At 48.6% G+C, this 17,496-nt stretch carries 16 protein-coding genes; 3 read left to right on the forward strand and 13 right to left on the reverse strand.

Annotated elements, in window-relative coordinates; translation table 11 throughout:
* Nucleotides 1-496: 496 nt before the first annotated feature.
* Nucleotides 497-844 (forward strand): hypothetical protein, encoded by a 348-nt coding sequence (locus BM477_RS08230; protein WP_143230148.1) that lies wholly within the window; start codon nt 497-499, stop codon nt 842-844.
* Here BM477_RS08230 and BM477_RS00415 read toward each other — a convergent pair.
* Nucleotides 803-2,419, reverse strand: coding sequence for a hypothetical protein (locus tag BM477_RS00415; RefSeq protein ID WP_075360712.1), 1,617 nt, complete (start codon nt 2,417-2,419; stop codon nt 803-805). The two genes, BM477_RS08230 and BM477_RS00415, sit on opposite strands and share 42 nt — an antisense overlap.
* A gap of 2,084 nt (nt 2,420-4,503) precedes the next feature.
* Here BM477_RS00415 and BM477_RS00430 point away from each other — a divergent pair.
* Entirely contained in the window at nt 4,504-4,794 is a 291-nt protein-coding gene (locus BM477_RS00430) for an addiction module antidote protein (protein ID WP_075360714.1), read from the forward strand.
* A 2-nt stretch (nt 4,795-4,796) separates the two neighbouring features.
* Here BM477_RS00430 and BM477_RS00435 read toward each other — a convergent pair whose 3' ends face one another.
* From BM477_RS00435 to yhfZ, 11 genes are all read right to left on the reverse strand, one after another.
* Complete coding sequence (locus BM477_RS00435) at nt 4,797-5,537, reverse strand: TIGR02391 family protein (protein WP_075360715.1); 741 nt, start codon at nt 5,535-5,537, stop codon at nt 4,797-4,799.
* 501 nt (nt 5,538-6,038) lie between these two features.
* Complete coding sequence (locus BM477_RS08595) at nt 6,039-6,269, reverse strand: DDE-type integrase/transposase/recombinase (RefSeq protein WP_425425731.1); 231 nt, start codon at nt 6,267-6,269, stop codon at nt 6,039-6,041.
* Nucleotides 6,270-6,638: 369 nt separating this feature from the next.
* Entirely contained in the window at nt 6,639-6,773 is a 135-nt protein-coding gene (locus tag BM477_RS08600) for a transposase (RefSeq protein ID WP_425425733.1), read from the reverse strand.
* Nucleotides 6,774-7,259: 486 nt separating this feature from the next.
* Nucleotides 7,260-8,498, reverse strand: a complete 1,239-nt coding sequence (locus tag BM477_RS00450; RefSeq protein ID WP_075360716.1) for a phosphopentomutase — start codon at nt 8,496-8,498, stop codon at nt 7,260-7,262.
* On the reverse strand, nt 8,491-9,651 hold the full coding sequence (locus BM477_RS00455; RefSeq protein WP_075360717.1) for an alanine racemase: 1,161 nt from the start codon (nt 9,649-9,651) through the stop codon (nt 8,491-8,493). Before BM477_RS00455 ends, BM477_RS00450 begins: the two co-directional genes overlap by 8 nt.
* A 16-nt stretch (nt 9,652-9,667) precedes the next feature.
* Nucleotides 9,668-10,777, reverse strand: a complete 1,110-nt coding sequence (locus tag BM477_RS00460) for an aminotransferase class I/II-fold pyridoxal phosphate-dependent enzyme (protein ID WP_075360718.1) — start codon at nt 10,775-10,777, stop codon at nt 9,668-9,670.
* A complete protein-coding gene (locus BM477_RS00465; protein WP_075360719.1) occupies nt 10,767-11,693 on the reverse strand; it encodes a phosphotriesterase family protein in 927 nt (308 codons plus the stop codon). The genes BM477_RS00460 and BM477_RS00465 overlap by 11 nt, the downstream gene beginning before the upstream one ends.
* A 1-nt stretch (nt 11,694) precedes the next feature.
* The gene (locus BM477_RS00470) at nt 11,695-13,113 is read right to left on the reverse strand and encodes a YhfT family protein (protein ID WP_075360720.1); all 1,419 of its coding nucleotides are present in this window, start codon (nt 13,111-13,113) and stop codon (nt 11,695-11,697) included.
* A 2-nt stretch (nt 13,114-13,115) separates the two neighbouring features.
* Nucleotides 13,116-13,466 (reverse strand): DUF2620 family protein, encoded by a 351-nt coding sequence (locus BM477_RS00475; protein WP_075360721.1) that lies wholly within the window; start codon nt 13,464-13,466, stop codon nt 13,116-13,118.
* Nucleotides 13,463-13,849, reverse strand: a complete 387-nt coding sequence (locus tag BM477_RS00480) for a PRD domain-containing protein (protein ID WP_075360722.1) — start codon at nt 13,847-13,849, stop codon at nt 13,463-13,465. The genes BM477_RS00475 and BM477_RS00480 overlap by 4 nt, the downstream gene beginning before the upstream one ends.
* A gap of 10 nt (nt 13,850-13,859) precedes the next feature.
* Nucleotides 13,860-14,930 (reverse strand): GntR family transcriptional regulator YhfZ, encoded by a 1,071-nt coding sequence (yhfZ, locus tag BM477_RS00485; RefSeq protein WP_143230149.1) that lies wholly within the window; start codon nt 14,928-14,930, stop codon nt 13,860-13,862.
* A 409-nt stretch (nt 14,931-15,339) separates the two neighbouring features.
* Between yhfZ and BM477_RS00490 the strand changes: the two genes are divergently transcribed.
* On the forward strand, nt 15,340-15,873 hold the full coding sequence (locus BM477_RS00490) for a GrpB family protein (protein WP_075360724.1): 534 nt from the start codon (nt 15,340-15,342) through the stop codon (nt 15,871-15,873).
* A 67-nt stretch (nt 15,874-15,940) separates the two neighbouring features.
* Here BM477_RS00490 and BM477_RS00495 read toward each other — a convergent pair whose 3' ends face one another.
* Nucleotides 15,941-17,332: a dihydrolipoyl dehydrogenase family protein gene (locus tag BM477_RS00495; RefSeq protein ID WP_075360725.1), complete on the reverse strand. Its 1,392-nt coding sequence runs from the start codon at nt 17,330-17,332 to the stop codon at nt 15,941-15,943.
* Between the last annotated feature and the right edge of the window lie 164 nt (nt 17,333-17,496).

Below are 17,496 nucleotides of genomic sequence, written 5' to 3' on the forward strand. Positions count from 1 at the left end.
AACGACTACATCAAAAGAAGCTATAAGATACAGGAGGCATCTTGGTTTGATGCACTATGGTTCTTTTCCGTCAATTCAGTCGATGATTGCTATTTCCACGTTGTTTTGTATTAACTAAATTAGATTTACAAATAATAAAAGGGAAACCTCATTACACTTATGGCATGGAAGGATTACGTCGTAGCCAGTTTGAACACTCTATTTGATGGCGAGGATACATAGAATACGAACTAGATTGTATCTTGCGTAGATAGTCTAAGCTTAGAATCCGACAGCGAGTACGCATAGGTGCCAGTCTTAAGGATTTCCTACCATATTAGTCGGTAGTTCGGAGAAGAATATTTACAACATATAGAGGCATGCCGAGCGGCAATAGAGATTTACGGGGTACAACCGAACGGCAAGTACATTTCCCGTGCCGCACTCCACCCTGCACAGCACCCTCGCAAGCACTGTTCAGCGGTAAAATATCTGCGACATTATTACCGTTTTATGTTTGAAAGATTTTATTCAGATACGAATTCGTGAAACTGTTGCCGGGTTGGCTGCGGCCTCCCTCGTCACCCTGGTTTTAGCGCCGATTGCTGCTCTCGCGCCTGCCAGCTATGCGGCCCCGCAGGTCCTCCCGTTCAACGAGGACGCGCACATCCTGCCGTTCGACGGCATTGAGGATCCCGCCACCGCCGGCACCGTCACCATTAATGGTGGCGACGTCCTCCTGCCCGGCCGATCCGGAGCTAACCCACTCGCCAGAGTGCTGGCACGAATATCATTAGTATTCTACGTAACAGAACCGAACACGTTAGTTAGGCAAACCATCCAACAGCTCAGCAATCTCTTCTAACTTCCTCTCATAGTTCTCAGGCTTGACTTCTCGATAGGCCTTCATGACAATCTTTCCGGTAGCGTTTGACATCTTATAACCCCAATACGAACCAAAGTCTTCATAGAAATCAACGATTCCCTTGGAGTCGCCCAGATACTCGAGTAGTTCACAATAGTCTCCAAACAAATGAACCGGAAATAGTTCCTGTTTATCGTACTTCAGTATCTTTTCAAGCTCTTTGAGTAGCTCTCCGGCTTTCTCTTTACTATCAGGTTGTGTTGCGAACTCTGTCTGCGCAGAAACTAACACGGTATAGTCTACGTGCATTTTGTATCTCAAGTAGCCCGCATCTGAATATAGTTGTTTCAGATGGAACAGTTCACTTTTTATCTGCGATTTCTCGATTGATAGTTCACGATCGTGGCCTAATAGGAGTGCCCGAATAGTTAGCTGGATGACAATCTCATGTTCGAGCGATTTACTGCTAAGGACCCTAACGTCAATGTACCTTTGGGCGACTTTCTTCTCTTCAAACTCGAAGTCCGATTCTATTTCAGCATAGAACAAGACACTGTACTCTCTTACAATCGAGGTGATATCTTTCGATATTGACATGAGTCTCTCAACAGCTAGATACACGGAAACAAACACGCCTAGCGCAGATACCAGACCACCAGTCGCTTCAGTCTTCCCAGTAAACACTGCTAGAAGAATCGAAATAGACACCAGAGAGAAAAACACGAGAGTTTTTAACGCTAAAGAAAACAATGGCCTTCCCGTTTGGGAGTTCTGGTAGAGAGATAGCACAATTGCCAAGAGCAGAAACAGCACCAAAACATAGTTCAGCCCACTGAGAGAATGCAAAACCACTGCCAGAACTGCCGCACTGATCACGATAAAAGCTATTTTACGGGCTTCTGGTTTCCCAACCGCAGTCTCACCTGTCCTAGTAAACAACATGTACCTCAGGTTCTGCAACAACCCGGAATAGTAGCCACTACCAAACGGAAAGATTAGCACAATCAAAAAGAGAGTAGCTCCCCACCCCAGACATGCTAAGACAACAAACTTCACCTCGTAACCACTAACAACTACGGAGAAAACTGCCCACACCAAAAGCTGCAAAACGAAGATAAAGATTTGAATCACAAGGGCGACTGCGTACCTAGTCGCTTTTACGACTTTAAGTCTTGTCAAAAACCAGACTGAAATGACAAAACATAAGATTATGAAAAGCCAAAGGATACTGAAGTAGTCAAACTGACTTGGCCACCCAATCGGGGCCTCCCAGCAGCTTGCAAGGGAAGGATCTAGCCCCTGACCTATGCTTCCAAGATCGCTGTTGCGAAGTTGATCAAAACACTCATGCCCCGATCGAATAATACTTAGAATATCTTGCAGAAAATATGGGAAAGAACTAACTATCCAAGAAATGACAAAAGCCGAGTACCAAAAAACAAGCTGGTCAGCTCTCTTAGTGCTTCCTGAAATCCTGAGTAATCCCCAATAAGATATATCAACAAGCTGTGCTAAGGTCCATTCTGCACCAGCATCATCGCCGACCTGCCGCTTACCACTACCGCCATTGAACACAATACCGCCACCTCTAGAGCGAAAACTCCCTACGCGCTCATTCTTTCATACCAAAAGGAACTTGTGAGATTCAAGCTAATACTGCTTATGGTACGCTCAGGTGATTAACCGCTAGGGACCATCAAAGACTCAAAGAAAAGTTAATCAGCTACGCACATACGATGATAGAAAAGTATCATTGTATATGTAGAGCAGTGGAAAACCTATCGAGCCCCCTATGCAACCTTTCTCAATTGATACGAGAAAGACAAGGATAGGTAGCTTTGAATTCGTAAAGATTTACCCATAATGCACTGAGGTGACATCCCCATGGTTTTTGTTCTAGGTAGTTTGAGTATTGTTCATTGATGTCCTACCGGCGTGTAGGGAGAATGGTGAAGAGGTTTACGAAACACTGTCCAAAACAGATTGTTCGCATATTGGGGAAGGCCCCGGAACTCAAAGAGAGAGCGAATCTGTCGCTAGATTCAAACCGGGCTGGGTATTAGTGAAGCGAAGCTGCACCATTGGCAGGCTACCTGTGCAGAGGTAACCTAGAGTGAGGCCAAAGAGTTGCACCGGCGGCGTGATGAAAACTCGCGCCTGAAGCGTCTGCTAGGTCAAGCTAGGCTAGAAAGAGTAGTGTGGAAGGAACTATCCGAGAAAAACTTCTAAGCCTAATCCACCGCGATGATTCGGTATGGCATCTAGTTGGGCGGGATATTACCAAAGAACTGCCTGCCAAATTGTTGGTCTCTCACACGACGGTTATCGGCGGGTAAGCGCCTCGATAGCAGACCTGATAAGTACTATCCCTTACGCCAGTGCATGCACCAGTTCGTTAAGGATTACCGCCGGTCGGGACACTCGCGTGCTTGAATCAAGACAACACTAAAAAGAGTGTAGGGTGCGCGCGGTAAACCTTCCTTAGAATCTGGTCAATACGCGAAAAATATGTGGGCACCAGATTTCTGGTTCGATTCGACCCCGACGTGGGAAATGATCAAAATATGCAACATTATTGATGTATGCACTCGAGAACATGTTGGTTTTGCCATCAATGGCAGACTTGATACGGCTTCGGCCATCGAGCTACTTGACCTAACATCACTCGAAGATAACAGCACCGACAACCTCGGTCATACCCGAACGCCCTACTTTTATGTAATCTTCGGCTTCACCCAAGCAACCGGAACATTAGTTGCCATATCTCCCAACACCATCTCAGTTTATGTATGAGGTATTTCCCTAAACAGCCCAAAATTGGCCCCAATTCGGTAATAACTCATACACAAACGCACAAAAGCAGACCAAAACACCAGTTGGGTATGACATTGCGCCAGAAAACAGGCAAATCCGGGCTAAAAATGGCGGAAAAGCATACCAAACTGCACGAGACTACTTCTTGCACAACCACGGAATCTCCTCAAGCAGGACTCATAGCTATCAAATGCGCGGATACGAAACAACATTTCCTCACAGACCTGCAGATTGTCAAAGAATCTACCCACACATTGGACTTATTAATTCGTGTTGAGTAAAACATCTTCGTGGCGAGTAGATAATCAAAATCCAAGTATTTCTCACGTCCATCGAATATAAGCTAAGAGATACAAACAAAACTTCCGTGTTGAGTAATACCGGCACGTGTTGAGTAACACTCTGTGATATCACTTGATATTGTGAACAACAACAGAAGCTAAGTGTTTAGCTATGTATTCATTAGGGCCAAATGCCTTTCAAGCACATATATTTGCCCACACACTAGCTTCGTACAGCAGACAAATCAGCATACTTACCAGTTATCCGGAAATCCCGGACAACTGCATGAAACTGGCAAATCAAGATACGCCGGTTTTACCGTCGAGTCACAAAGTATTGTGTAACGCTGACGCCGCACCCGAAGGGGCTCTTCAAACCAAATATCAGTCAGCCTTAATGTATCTCTCCAAATACCTTGACTTCTGTAGCGTACAGGCTACACTGGTGGTGCGGAACTGAGGCAAGTGATATTTTCAATGACTTTCTGTTGGAGCTAAATCATCCCAGAGCAAAGACATTAACCAAGCAAAATTATTAGCACGGGAAATACAGAAAGGAACATTATGAGTGAAGTAACCTTTCGGCGTTTCGATGCCAGCGCCTATCTTGCCGACAGTAAAGATATTGAAGACTATCTTGCCCTAGCCATCGAAGAAGGGGATGCTAAAACAATCCAGCTGGTCTTGCGTGATATTGCTAAAGCCCAAGGAATGACTCAGTTAGCAAAAGACACCGGCCTGAACCGAGAGTCTCTTTATAAAGCACTATCGGCGCAAGGCAATCCCTCGTTTGCTAGTATCCTCAAAATCACTCAAGCGCTGGGTCTGAAACTGACCCTTCGTCACACCGGGTAAGACTATTCTTTTTCTACTACGTCAGCTTTATCTACCCATCTGGCTAATAAACTGAACGCAGCCAGTTGCTCTACACATAGTTGTTCATCTTCTTCATCTTCGCTTGCTACGTCGTGCGCATTCAGGTTTCTGACACCTTTATAGAGGGCTTCACCCAAAGCTCTTGCTCCCTCATGAAGGCTCTTATAAGAATCACTTCCGTCATTCTCACTCAGACGTAACCTAGGTTTACCCTTTTCTGCCTCTGCCAGAGAGAATGCTTGTTGAAACAACTTGGCGTCTGAAAGATCTTTTCGATTAAGCTTATTCTGGGTTTCTGCGTTAATTTTAACCGCTGTCTGCAGCACCGCTTGACGATAATAACCACTCATCCATAAGGAACTAGCATTTTCCCACGCCCAAGGATGAAGATTTGATATTGCTACAGTGGGGCCATCGTCTCCAATGATTGACGATAACTCAATTTCTGATTCTATTGCAGCTATGCCCCTCAAGGCCTGTGTACGCAACCACTTATATTCGCCGTCGTTTTCACCCTGTACACCATTCTGCCTCCAGTCAGGAGTAGCTCTGTCAAGTATTTTCTCAACTATGTAAGACAGCCGATCCGCATCCTCCCTTCTACCTTTCATAACGGTCCCCAAGTACACAATCCCGTTACTTGCATCTGGGACAACTTGCTTAGTTACCTCAACAAATTCCTTGAGCTTATCAGCTGCTTGTTCTGGATTCTTAAGTCTCATATGTTAAGTATCCAATAAATCCTGCCCATACAAAAGTAGGCCAAAATCTGAAAACAGAACGTGCCGGGAAATGAATCGGAATCGAGATTTAAGCAATCCTAGAATCACTAGATGTAAAAGCCAGCAGGTAGCGATAACTATATCCAGCTTAGTTACTTCACTCCCCATACTGTTACGTAGTTTACCTACACAACTATTGTTATCCGGACAACCAATGTATGGCCTTTCTAACCTTGAGTAAATGACTAACTGGAGTGGTTTAGGAATTAAATCCGGTTGGTTTCGGTGTTGACCGTATTTCTTGTCTCCATTGTTCCGCGTATTGTCGCGGGCTGAGGCAGCCTAGCGAGGAATGCGGATAGAACTCAGTGCAGCGCTGGGATTATTGATTTACGAGCGTGCGGGCATGAGTAAGATTCTTGGTGCAGTTATCCTCGGGAAACTCATCACACATGCGATTGTGGAACGATTCAACAAACCCGTTATGTCATGCCAAGACTGTCAGGGTGGGATGAACGCCTGAAGCGTCTCATCCTCACAAGCCCAGTCCCGTAGGGTACTGGAGCTGAATTCAGATCCGTTATCCATACAAATCACCCACGGCCTGCCTCCATTTTCGAGCGATGCTAGGTCTCGTAACTCGCTTACCGCAGCCGTAGCAAGCCTGTGATCGATGGCGAAACCGACATGCTCGCGGGTGTATTCATCGATGACGTTGCATATTTTGATCATCTTCCCCCGCTAGGTCGAATCGAACTGAAAATCCAGTGCTCACAAATCTTCCGGGTATCGACCGGCCAGAACCTCGCGATGATCTTTCCCTGTCAAGCGGTTGCGCTTCTTGCTTGGTAACACACGCCAGCCTTCCTCACATCAAATCTTGCGAAAGGTCTCCCAACACACCCCGTATCCTTCTGCTAGCGCCGTGATCCAAGCACACCGGTGTCCCCATCGGCAGCGAACTTGAGCAAACTCCCGCATCCACTCACGTAAAGATGTGTACTTATCAGGCTTATGATTGCGGCATCATTGCAGCTAACGGGGCTTAGAAATCTCCCTTCGACAGTTCCTTCCACGCTGCTTTTCCCAACTCGGCTCGACCTATAGCAGGTGCTTGAGACGCGAGTTCTCATCACCCAGACGCTGCAGCTCTCTAGCATCGCTCTTAGTAATCGCCTCACAGGTTGCTTGCCACCGGTTCAGTGTCGCTTCGCTAATCCCCAGAACGGTCAGAATCTAAACCATGCCCGACACTGATGCTCTCATCTCCTTGGCTTTATCAAGCTCACGAACGATTCGTTCTAGAGCGTGCCGGCTAAACTCCTTCACCGTTCACCCATTCTCCCCACGCACAGACAGGGCAACAACGGACAACACTCAAAACACCTGAACCCAAAAACTTAGAACACTCCAGCACGAAAAGCCGACGTGTCCTTCAACAACCTATTCGCATCACGAAATTCCCGTTTTTCACGGCGTAATCGAGGATTTTCTACAACAATACTTTCATCTGCACGAACCAAACGGTCTTACCTGCGAGATTAAACCAACCATTGCCGAGCAGTATGAGTGGAAACACCTAGTTTTGGTGCTACCACCAAGCAAGTTAAACGGAACAAAACCTAGACCACTTCAAAATCAGCGATTTTGTTGATAGCTAACAGAATGGGGTCCGCGGTCAAAAGACCGCAGACCCCATTATTCAGGAGTTCGCAAAAATGACTAAGGCTTAAGGACTTCTCCATGCCCGACTGGATTGCAACCAAGATGATTGGCCAAAGTTGCCCCAATATTGGCGAGAGAATCCCAAGGAGAGCCAAGTGTTACGCTAAGACCCTCAGATTGATTATTGCGCGATACCCACAGAGCAGGCACATATTCACGGGTATGGAATGAATGCTCAATGGTAGGGTCGTTACCATGGTCTGCTGTGATTACTAAATAATCGTCTCCATCTAGTTTTGACAAGAGTTCTGGTAGCATTTTGTTTACCAATTCCAGTGTTTCGCAATACATTCCTGGATCTTGTTGATGCCCAGCTAGATCTGTTTCTTGGATATTAGTCACTGTCAATTTTTTATGTCCAGCTAACTTGATTGTCGTTGCCATGTTTTCTTTGGTGTCAACACCTGGTCTACGGTCTACCTCTGAATCTGTTTCTAAAATATCGGCAGCTTTACCGACCAGAGCAACGTTGTTACCGCCCTTTGCTACGAGTTCGGGTAGTTGGCGACGATGATCAATATCCAAACCTAGATGAACGACCTGTAGACCTCCATTTACGTAGAATCCAGTCATCGGGGTATCTAGTCCGTAAGTACCATGGCTCCCAGGATGGGTATAGTTGTCCAGCGTTTTTTCGGAGTATCCACCGACGCATATAACCCGGGCTACGGGCGCTACCTGCCGAACTAGTTTTGAGACATCCATGAGTTTATCCCAAGTTACATCGCTTAATCGCGCTGACACGTTCCAGTTTAGCCCGGGGTCGGCTTCCAAATTGTCATGAATCAAAATATGATCATCGACTACTAGGTTTGCTTTGTCTTTAGCGAGCCACCGTACGGAGTATCCTTGAGATTCAAGAAGTTCTTGCACCTCATCAACGCGCTCTATCAATGGGCACACCACTACCTTTGACATATCTGCACCCATCAGGGTCTGGTGTCCAGCAAAGGTATCTGCCCCTGGATATCCTAGTGACAGACGATGAACACGGGAATGCAATCCAGCGCTAAAGTCGTTGATTTCGGAGGCCTCGCTAAGTTTGATTCCAGGGCATAGTTTATTCAAGCCCAATGCGGTCAAATACCCTATGTCCAAGTCTCGTGATCGATGGGCACGTGACCATTCGGTCAAAGACTTTAACGTGTGCGCCTCAACGTCGCTCTTGCGTAATTCCCCTGCATCAGGCATAGCTCCAATACCGAAACCATCAAGAACTAGTACAATGTCACCCATAATTCACTTCCGTTTCTAGTAGACCTTGGGAGTCGTAGAATCCAAGAATTTTGCGCTGAGACGGGGATACTACTGCAACAAGCGAGCGGGTTACGAAAATTTGAGATCTAAATGCCATCAGCGCAGTGTCGCCTATGTGGAGACCACTACCATCACGGACAATGCGGTAATAATCGATATTTCCAATTGTCGGTTCAACTAGAGCACGTTTCGTGCGGGTTCCGTCCGAGGATACGAACAGCGCTTTGTCAATTTGTCCGCGTGGATAGAATCCGCCACCGTATACGCTTGTATAAACACCAGTCTGTGCAATTTCAGATACGTAAACATAGGCGGGTATCTCCGGCAAAGAATAATCTACTGCATGCTGGGGCGTGGTACCGGTTAGCGCATGACCTGGTTCGCTATGGGTTGCGCCAAACTCAGCTAGCATAGGTGTGGTCGCTACTGACGAATGACTAGGCAGATTGAGGATTAGCTTTTTGCCATAACGTTCACAAAGATCAGTGTGTGCTTCCTTCACTAAATGCGCAGTCTTAGTGAGAACGGGATTACCCTGCTCCTGTTTGAAGAGAACCGATGGGAATCCTGTGACGCCGGCGCATGAGAGATATGAAGATTGGTCGATAAAACTGCACGCCTCAGCAACTGTACGGAATCCGCCCTCCTGTCCAGGGTATACCTCAGAATCGTCACTGCGAATTTTGAGTAACACTCCTTGCTTAGTCCCATTTTCTTCACAAACACGGCCTACTTCGTGCAGCATTTCAAGAGAAGACACAGTGACAGTTTCAGGTTGCCCCTGTAGCGCATTTGCTAGAAGTCGTGGCGGCATTTGAACTAGATGTCCAATATTTGCGACCTTTATCCCAGCAGAGCGCATCCTGCGGTACTCATGGAAGTCCACTACTGTGCATGAAGGGATATGCTTCGCAATTGCCTGTGCAATCAGAGGATTTCGTCCAAACTGTTTGGTTATAAACCACGGCGTGATGCCGTGTTCAGCACTGGTAGAAGCGATAGCCTCCGCATTCGCGGAAATTGCATCTATGTCTAGTAGGTAAGTATCTGGCGGAATTAGCCCGGTTTGGTGTAGCTCGATTGCCAGCTCGCATAGTTGCGGGTTTCTTTCCAGAGCAACGTCTAAAAACATATTCGCGCTCCTTGGGTTAATGTTGCTTTTTGATAGATTGGGTGAGTATATCGACCACGTGCTCCGCAGATGCACGCATAGGATTTATCCGTATTGCATAGTCCGCTAAGTCCGGTCTGGATCGTAGGACCGAGGAAGACATCCGGTAGAATAGAGGCAAAAACTCGTAAACTGAGTTCGACCCCACCGGGAACGCTGCAGCGCCGAGGGTAGCGGCTGTTGCGCAAACATCGTGGGCAATCGGATTATTGAGTCTGACGATTAGACAGAGATCCTGTGCATTAGCGACTCTCACCTCTGCAACCTCGTTTAGTTTCGAGATCAACTCAGCTGCGTGTAACACTTCCTGCGATTGTTGTGCCCACAGCAAGGGAGCTGTTATTAGTTGCTGCAATGCGCTCAAAGCCTGGTCTCCTTGAACCTGTGTTCCACCTGAATAGTTTTGGCGGTGAATCTCATCGATGATGTCTTTGTGTCCGAGGACAGCACCGATACCTGCCGGTCCGTGCAGTTTGAATAATGAGAATGCGCTGGCGGCGGCGCCCCGTTCGACGGCAATCTCAGGTGTACGCATAACCGCGTAGTTTTCGTCGCAAATTACACGTACTCCGCGTTCGGTTGCTATCTCGCAAATATTTAGTGGATCATAGCTATCATCCAATTGCTGTCGTGTGTGTTGAACGTAGAGCCAGTTAGGGTGATCTTTGCTCTCTAGAAGATCAACTAGTGCTTGAGAGTTGTTAAAATCAACTACAACTGGGTTTACTTTTCCCCACTCAAAAGTCACTTGGGTTGTTGAGTAGACTGGAGCGTCATGGATGATGATATCTCTCATGTTTTCTGCCCACGGTCCGGCCCCTAGCGCCGAACGAATTGCTCCAGTTCCGGCTCCTTGAACTAAGGCTGCTGCCTCGGCTCCAAATGTCTCCGCCAGAACAGCCTCTACTCGCGCGGTCGTTGAGGGCCGCCCGAGAGGTGGGGCGACACCGTAGTCTGACTGGAACTGGAACTGGAACTGCCCGCTGAAAGCCGAGGATGCGGCCCGCACCAAACGATCTTGTATTATCAGTGCTTCTTCTCGGGTCGTGACTGGAAGTGGGTAAGTTAAAGGTAGGTTAATCGACAACGTCTACTCCTAACCATCTAGCTGGGTTGCTCGCTGTAATTCTGCGGTACTCTTCATCCGATAAACCAATTTTCATGAGTAGAGTACGCATGGTGTCAAAGCAATGGTGGTACCCTTGACCGCCTTCGGACTCGAGATATGAATATCGTGAAATGTCGTTGGAGAGGAGTACCTGGTCTAAATAGCCAGCCTCAATAACGGCAGCGATGAGTTCAGCCCTTTTATGATCACTTTGATATGAGACTTTTCCGGCGGTATCAAAGCCGAGGAAGGCCCCGGATTTTGCGATTGCCACGTGTTGGCTCGACTCATTAAATAAGTCTTGGTGACCGATCAGTACTCTGGTTAGATCCACGTCATGTGTTTCGAAGATTTTCATCTGAGCCATTGCGCCTGTGCCGAGGTGGGCGTGAGTAGCGATGGGAGTTCCTTCAGCCTGACTAACACGAGCAGCAGCCTCGAGGGATACTTTTTCATGTTCGTCTGGTTCATCCGCGTGGGTACCTACTTCTCCGATAATGCCTGCGCGTATGGGCTGGGCATCGTCGATTGTTTCGTCAACGCTCGTGGTGAGCTCGCGATAAATCGTATCGATAGCGCGCGAAAGGTTGCCAGGTTCCCCTTCTGGGTGGAAACGTCGATAATACCATCCAGTAGCGCAAACGATTGGTACACCAGAGCTGTTCGAGATAGTACGCAATCGACGAGCATCCCGGCCCATGCCACGACAGGTTTGATCAACAACGAGCGCTAAACGATTTGAACCTTGGTATAGAGACGATAATTCCTCGGTCACAGTTTCATCATGATTGAGATAGCCCTCGCGGTCTTTCTCGGTCCTTAAGTCAAGAACCAGATGTTCGTGCGGAAGAACAGCCCCTGATATTCTCGCGAGCTCACCAGTAACAGTCTGCATATCAAGCGCCTACCGGGGTGAAGAGACCAACGAGATAGAGCAGGTTGAGCAAGATGCCACCGATGATCACTGCTGTTGGTCCTGCAGCCATGCGGACCACAGGACGGTCTAAGGCCTCATTTAGCAGGTACAAGCCACCAACAATGAAGATGCCTGCCCCGCCGCCCATAGCCAAGGCCGCCATGATTGAACCAACTAAGATGGCTACCTGAAGGCTTTCGCTAATAGCGGTACGAATATGGTCGGCAGAGTTCCTTACCGAAGGCCAAGACTGCAACCAATTGCCAATGGCTGATAGTGCGAAAACCTCAATGCAGAAGATAAGAGCACCTGCAACGAATGCTAACACGAGTCCAAGCCATTCGTTTCCGACCCAGTATGGAATCAAGTAGCCAACGGGGTATACAAACGTGAAACCGGCCATTGCGTAAGCACCTGAAGCCAGAGCAGTAGTTGCGATAAGAGGTATGAAACCGAACGCCCTATAGAAGTCAATCTGAGCAGCTTCAACGTACCTGCCGTCGGCAATCATGAACGAGGTTGCTTCACCACCGCCAAAGATATGTGACGCAGCGAGGACACATACGGCACCACCGAGGATAGCAAACCAAATGAGGTTCTTACGAAGACGGGCAGCGTTGGGACCAAATAGCTGATTTACGGCATCCTTCTCAGCTAGCTTTCGTTTGTCGAAAGCTTTCCGCTCTGCTTCGGATATATCCGCTAGTGCAGCAGTTTCCGCTTTCTTTTTCGTCAAGTCGTGATGAACGGCGAAGATGAGAAGGATGAGCACACCAATAGCCATGGCTAGCGAGCCGGGGAATGTCTTCGGAAATAGTTTCATGGATCCAAACATGGTCGCAATAACCAAAGCGAAGGTAATCCCGCCCTTGACCTTACCGAATTGTTTAGCCACTGCAATGACTGGGAACATGGCGAACAAGTACAGGATAGGGGTCCCCATTTGCTTGAGTGCGCTGATGAAATCAACGGGCAGCTCATGAGCCACTGCGTTTGCACCGGAGAGACCAAAGGCGCACAGTGCTCCCCACGCGCTGCCAGCGAGACCCGCTAACCATGGCCAAGGAGCTAGAATGCCGAGAATCTCAACTGGTAGGAAGATTAGCCACGGGTTCAACACGCCGGTTGACAAAGCCATAGGAGCGCCAAGGCCGAAGATGAATCCGGCGGAAAGACCGAAGACAATCATGCCAGTCTCAGCCCGCGATGTGCGTTTCTGGATAAAGTCGAGCATAAATGGACGAGCGCCATCGTTGAAGACCGCAAGAGCATAGTGGCCCATTACGGCAGCAATCCCAGATACGATAATAACCACGATGGATTGCCAAAGTTGGAAATGGATACCAACTTCTGGTTTAGCCTCCGCAAGCGGGAAGCTGGTAAACAAGGTTGCAATCATGACTATTCTCCTTTGAATATTTTCCACAAGATGGGTACAACCTCATCTGCTTGATCGACACAACAGCCGAACGCAATTTTCCCCTCGGACAGCTTTTCTTTTACTTCACTCTCGTCGGGTATGCGTCGTCCGAAAGTGTGACATTTGTTCATGCCGATTAGTCCGGGGATGACGCCAAGGGAAGCGCCAGCACCGGTATGACATGTTCCGATGTAATAGTCAATCTGGCCGCTTTGGAGTTTGAGCGCCGCGTCCATGTCGTCTGTGACGAGGATGATGTCGTCAGGATCTTTGAGTCCTTCAATAATCTTGCCGACGGCGGTTTTGCCAACGCCTGCAGTAGCTACTATCATGGGTTGTTCCTTTCCTTGTGTTTGAGTGCTGCTAAATGAAGCATGAGATAGCCCTTTTCTTCGTTGGGCAGGGAAATGTCATGCTCCTCAAACAGAAATTTGGTTATGTCTTCGACATCTTTTTCGACGGTTGGTTCCTTCTCTAGGATTTCGTCGACTTGAGATTGAGAGAGACCTTCAAGGCTGTTGTCGCCCTCGTTATTTCGGGTCAATGCGGCAACAAGGTGGGAAAACAGGAAGCCCATATTCTTGTCAGTGCAGTAGGTGCCAAAGTAACCGCGATGGAAAAGCTGTTCGACTATATCAACTATGCCATCGGGAATAGAGGCATTCTTACGGAAGAGCGCGCTGCGAGCTTGTAGCTGCTCATCAAATGTAACCATATTATGATCCCTAATATTCGGGCAGCCGCTCGCCGCTCAGAACTTCGGATGCAACCTTAGTTACGGTGTCACTTGCTATCGCATCATGGATGGCAACTGACACTCTGTTGTCCGATTCAGAGCAAACCAGTACTGCGTGGGTGTTGCGGGTGTTCTTGAAAGAGTCAACTTCGACTGATTCAACCGAGGATGGCAGCGTCTCGCCGATTTCGTCAAGATTCCATACTGTGGCATCAATATGGCCGGCTTCAAGAGCTTTAAGGACTTGCGTATATGAGCATTCGACGTAGTGCTTTTCATCAATGCCGGGAAACGCTAGCCGGGTCATCGCGATTTGGTCAATCGATAGAGAATCGACGCCGAGACGAATATCCGGGGAGTCTAATGCGATTTCTCGGCGACGAATGATGCCGTGAGAACCTACATAAGTCTCGGGGCCAAAATCGTGGATGGATTTAAAACCCTGTCCCTGTTCGTGATCTGCTGCTAGTCCAGATACAAGAGCTAAATCGCTACGGCCTTCTCGAACTGCTTGGAAACGGAATGTGGCACCTCGCTGGAAGGACACACTCAGAGGAATACCTTGTTCGCGGAATGAGTGCTGCAAGCCAGTGGCAAGAGCTTCATACCGTCGTGAATAGGGTAGGGGCATCGCGATGCTAAACAGTTTTTCCCCTGAAAGATCCCACAACCCTGCATAATCGATCATTTCAATGTAGGTCCCTAAATGACCGCGCGAACGGAGACGAATTACCTCGGCATCCTCAAGCAGTGCAAGGGCTGTTTTGACGGTGCCAGCTCCACACGAGAGATCTTTTGCAATCTCAGCAACCGGGGCTATTCGCTCACCTACGTGTTGAAGTGCGAGCATCTTACATAACGACACTGTTACGACGCCTAGTCGTGACATGAGAGATTCTTTATCTACCATGCGTAGATAATATTCTATATTCTGAATATTGTCAATTAAGTAGTTTCGATTATTTAAACAGCTTGAAAAAGCCTTATTTGCTAGATCTGGCGGGCATAAGTATCCGGGTGTGATTAAGGTTCTCGATGCTGTTATCTTCGAGGAGTTCATCTCACATCCGGTTGTGAACAGCCCAAATTCCAGCCAAATAGGGGAATAACCCTCACGCAAACACGCAATACTCCTGCAAAACCCTCGGCACTGCCCAGTCGTTATCTCTCCGCATAATCACAACGGTCACAGCAAGCCCCAGCAACGGCGTATGCAAGCCCGATGGCACTTCACCTGCCCGTGTCTCCTCCAAACTAATGAAGACCAGAAACCCTAAGTTCCAAGTTAATCAGGTTCAATTCTTCTACTAGACGGAACATTCCATCCCTACAAAAATTGAGCATTCTACTGTCGAGACATAAGAAATCTATGAAATCAGGTGTTAGACTACTTTCCATGTTTCTGCATCCAGCCGTTACCACCATCCCATAACCAGTGGATTAGCACCGTCAAGGGAATCAACACCACTATGCGCACTAATCATGTAGTTGTTACGGACTACGACCCACGTTGGGTAGAAGATTTTGAGCAGATTGCAGCAGAAATCCGCGCTGTTGCAGATGATCTAATAATCGGGATTGAGCACGTTGGCAGTACTGCAGTCCCAGGGTTAGCAGCTAAACCTATCATCGACCTTGATGTGATAATCAGCGACTACACAGTTTTCTCACCGTTGGTTCAAGCTCTACACGCCCTCGGCTACCGGCATGAAGGAAACCTTGGTATAGAAGCCCGGGAAGCCTTCACCTACGACAATAAACCCCACCTGCGCACGCACCATCTGTATGTGTGCCCGCAAGACTCTCCAGAGTTAGCAAGGCACCTGCGCTTCCGTGACTTTCTGCGTAATCACCCTGATGCCACCAAAGAATACGGAGAAATTAAGAAAACCGCGGCGCAATTATATCCGCATAATGTCGAGGCATACCTCGAGCACAAAGGCGTCTTTATTGAAGAAATCTACCGGCAAATTTCGGCGCTAGACCAGCAAAATCGCACTTAAAAGACTCAACCACAGCGCAGACCCACCGCTAAAGCTCAAGCTCAAGCAGCGCACCACACAGCCAGCATCACCCCAGGACTTCGTTGAAGCCTTCCGTTGAGGAGGGGTGGGTGAAGATCATGTCAGCTAGCTGCGTGGCGGTAATCTGGTGCTTTATCGCCAAAGCCACAGTGTTGATTAGCTCCTGCGCGTCAATACAGTACAGTGTGGCGCCCAGAATCAGGTCGGTTTCCTCATCAATCAGGAACTTCATCAGCCCGGCCGGGTTGCCGAGGATTTTCGGCCTCGGCATTGCAGCGATTTGTGCGATATCTTTGCGCACCACTTTGACCCGGTGGTGTTCTCGTGCGCTCTGTTCACTCAACCCCACTGTGGCCAGCGGCGGATCCAAGAAAATCGTGGCGGGCACTACCCTGCCCCTAGTGGACTTCTTCCCCTCACCGAGTAGCTGGTCAAGCACAATCCGGTGATCATCATAGGAAATATAGGTGAACTGGGGGCCACCATTGACGTCGCCGGCAGCGTAAATGCCGGGCACACTGGTCCGCAAGTACTCATCCACTTTGACGGCGCCGCGCTCAGTCAGCTCCACCCCGACCTCAGCAAGCCCTAAACCGTCAGTCATGGGGCGACGGCCAACCGCCATCAGCACATAGTCTGAGACCAGTACATTGCCTTCCTTTTCGGGCAGGTCGTATGAAACCTTGACCTGGTCTGCGTCCTCATTCACCGCAGCTACCTTCGCAGAGTTAATGAAGCTGATGCCCTTGCCTTTCAGCACCTCAGTAGCCACCGCAGCTACATCCTCGTCAAACCTAGAGAAAGGCTTATCGGCAGCATCAAGCACGCTCACTTTGGTGCCGAAGCTACTGAAAATGCTGGCAAACTCGAGGCCAATCGGGCCACCCCCAATGATTACGAGGGAGCGCGGCAGCCCAGGTAGCTGCTGCACCTGGGTGGAGTCAACCACTCGGCCACGGTTCAGCTGCCAGTCACCCGCAATGCAAGGCACCACCGGAGTCGCGCCAGTGTTAATCAAAATATTGTCCGCCCGCAAAGTCACAGGCTCAGCCCCAGTGTTTACGGACACTTCGTGGGGGCCGGTAAGTTTCGCGGTGCCATTGAAAATGTGGACACCTTTACTGTCCGCCATCCCATAATTCGCACTGTTCATCTTCGCGGTCAGCTGGTTTCGCTGACTCTGCGCAGTGAGGAAACCGAGGTTCGCTTCCTCGTAGGTAACCTTGGCGAGATCAGGGTGAGCCGCCTGGAATCTCTCCGCCGCCACCACGAGGGATTTAGTGGGCACGCAGCCAATATTGATGCAGGTGCCGCCATACATTTCCGGCGAGGCCTCCACCAAGGCAACCTGCTTACCTGAGGCGGCCATTTTCATGGCGACAGTTTTTCCGGCTTTCCCCCAGCCTAGGACAATGAGATCAAAATCAGTGCTAGTCATAGATCAATACTAGGCACTTTGTCCAGCAATAACATTTCGGGGAACTGCGAGGTTGAGGGTTGGGCAGCGGGTTGGGGGAATAACCCATACACAAACACACAAAACCCCGCAAAACCCCCGGTTACGTATGGGGTATTCCCCAAAACAGCCCAAAATTGTCCCCA

Source organism: Boudabousia marimammalium (assembly GCF_001936115.1).
Taxonomy (GTDB): Bacteria; Actinomycetota; Actinomycetes; order Actinomycetales; family Actinomycetaceae; genus Boudabousia; species Boudabousia marimammalium.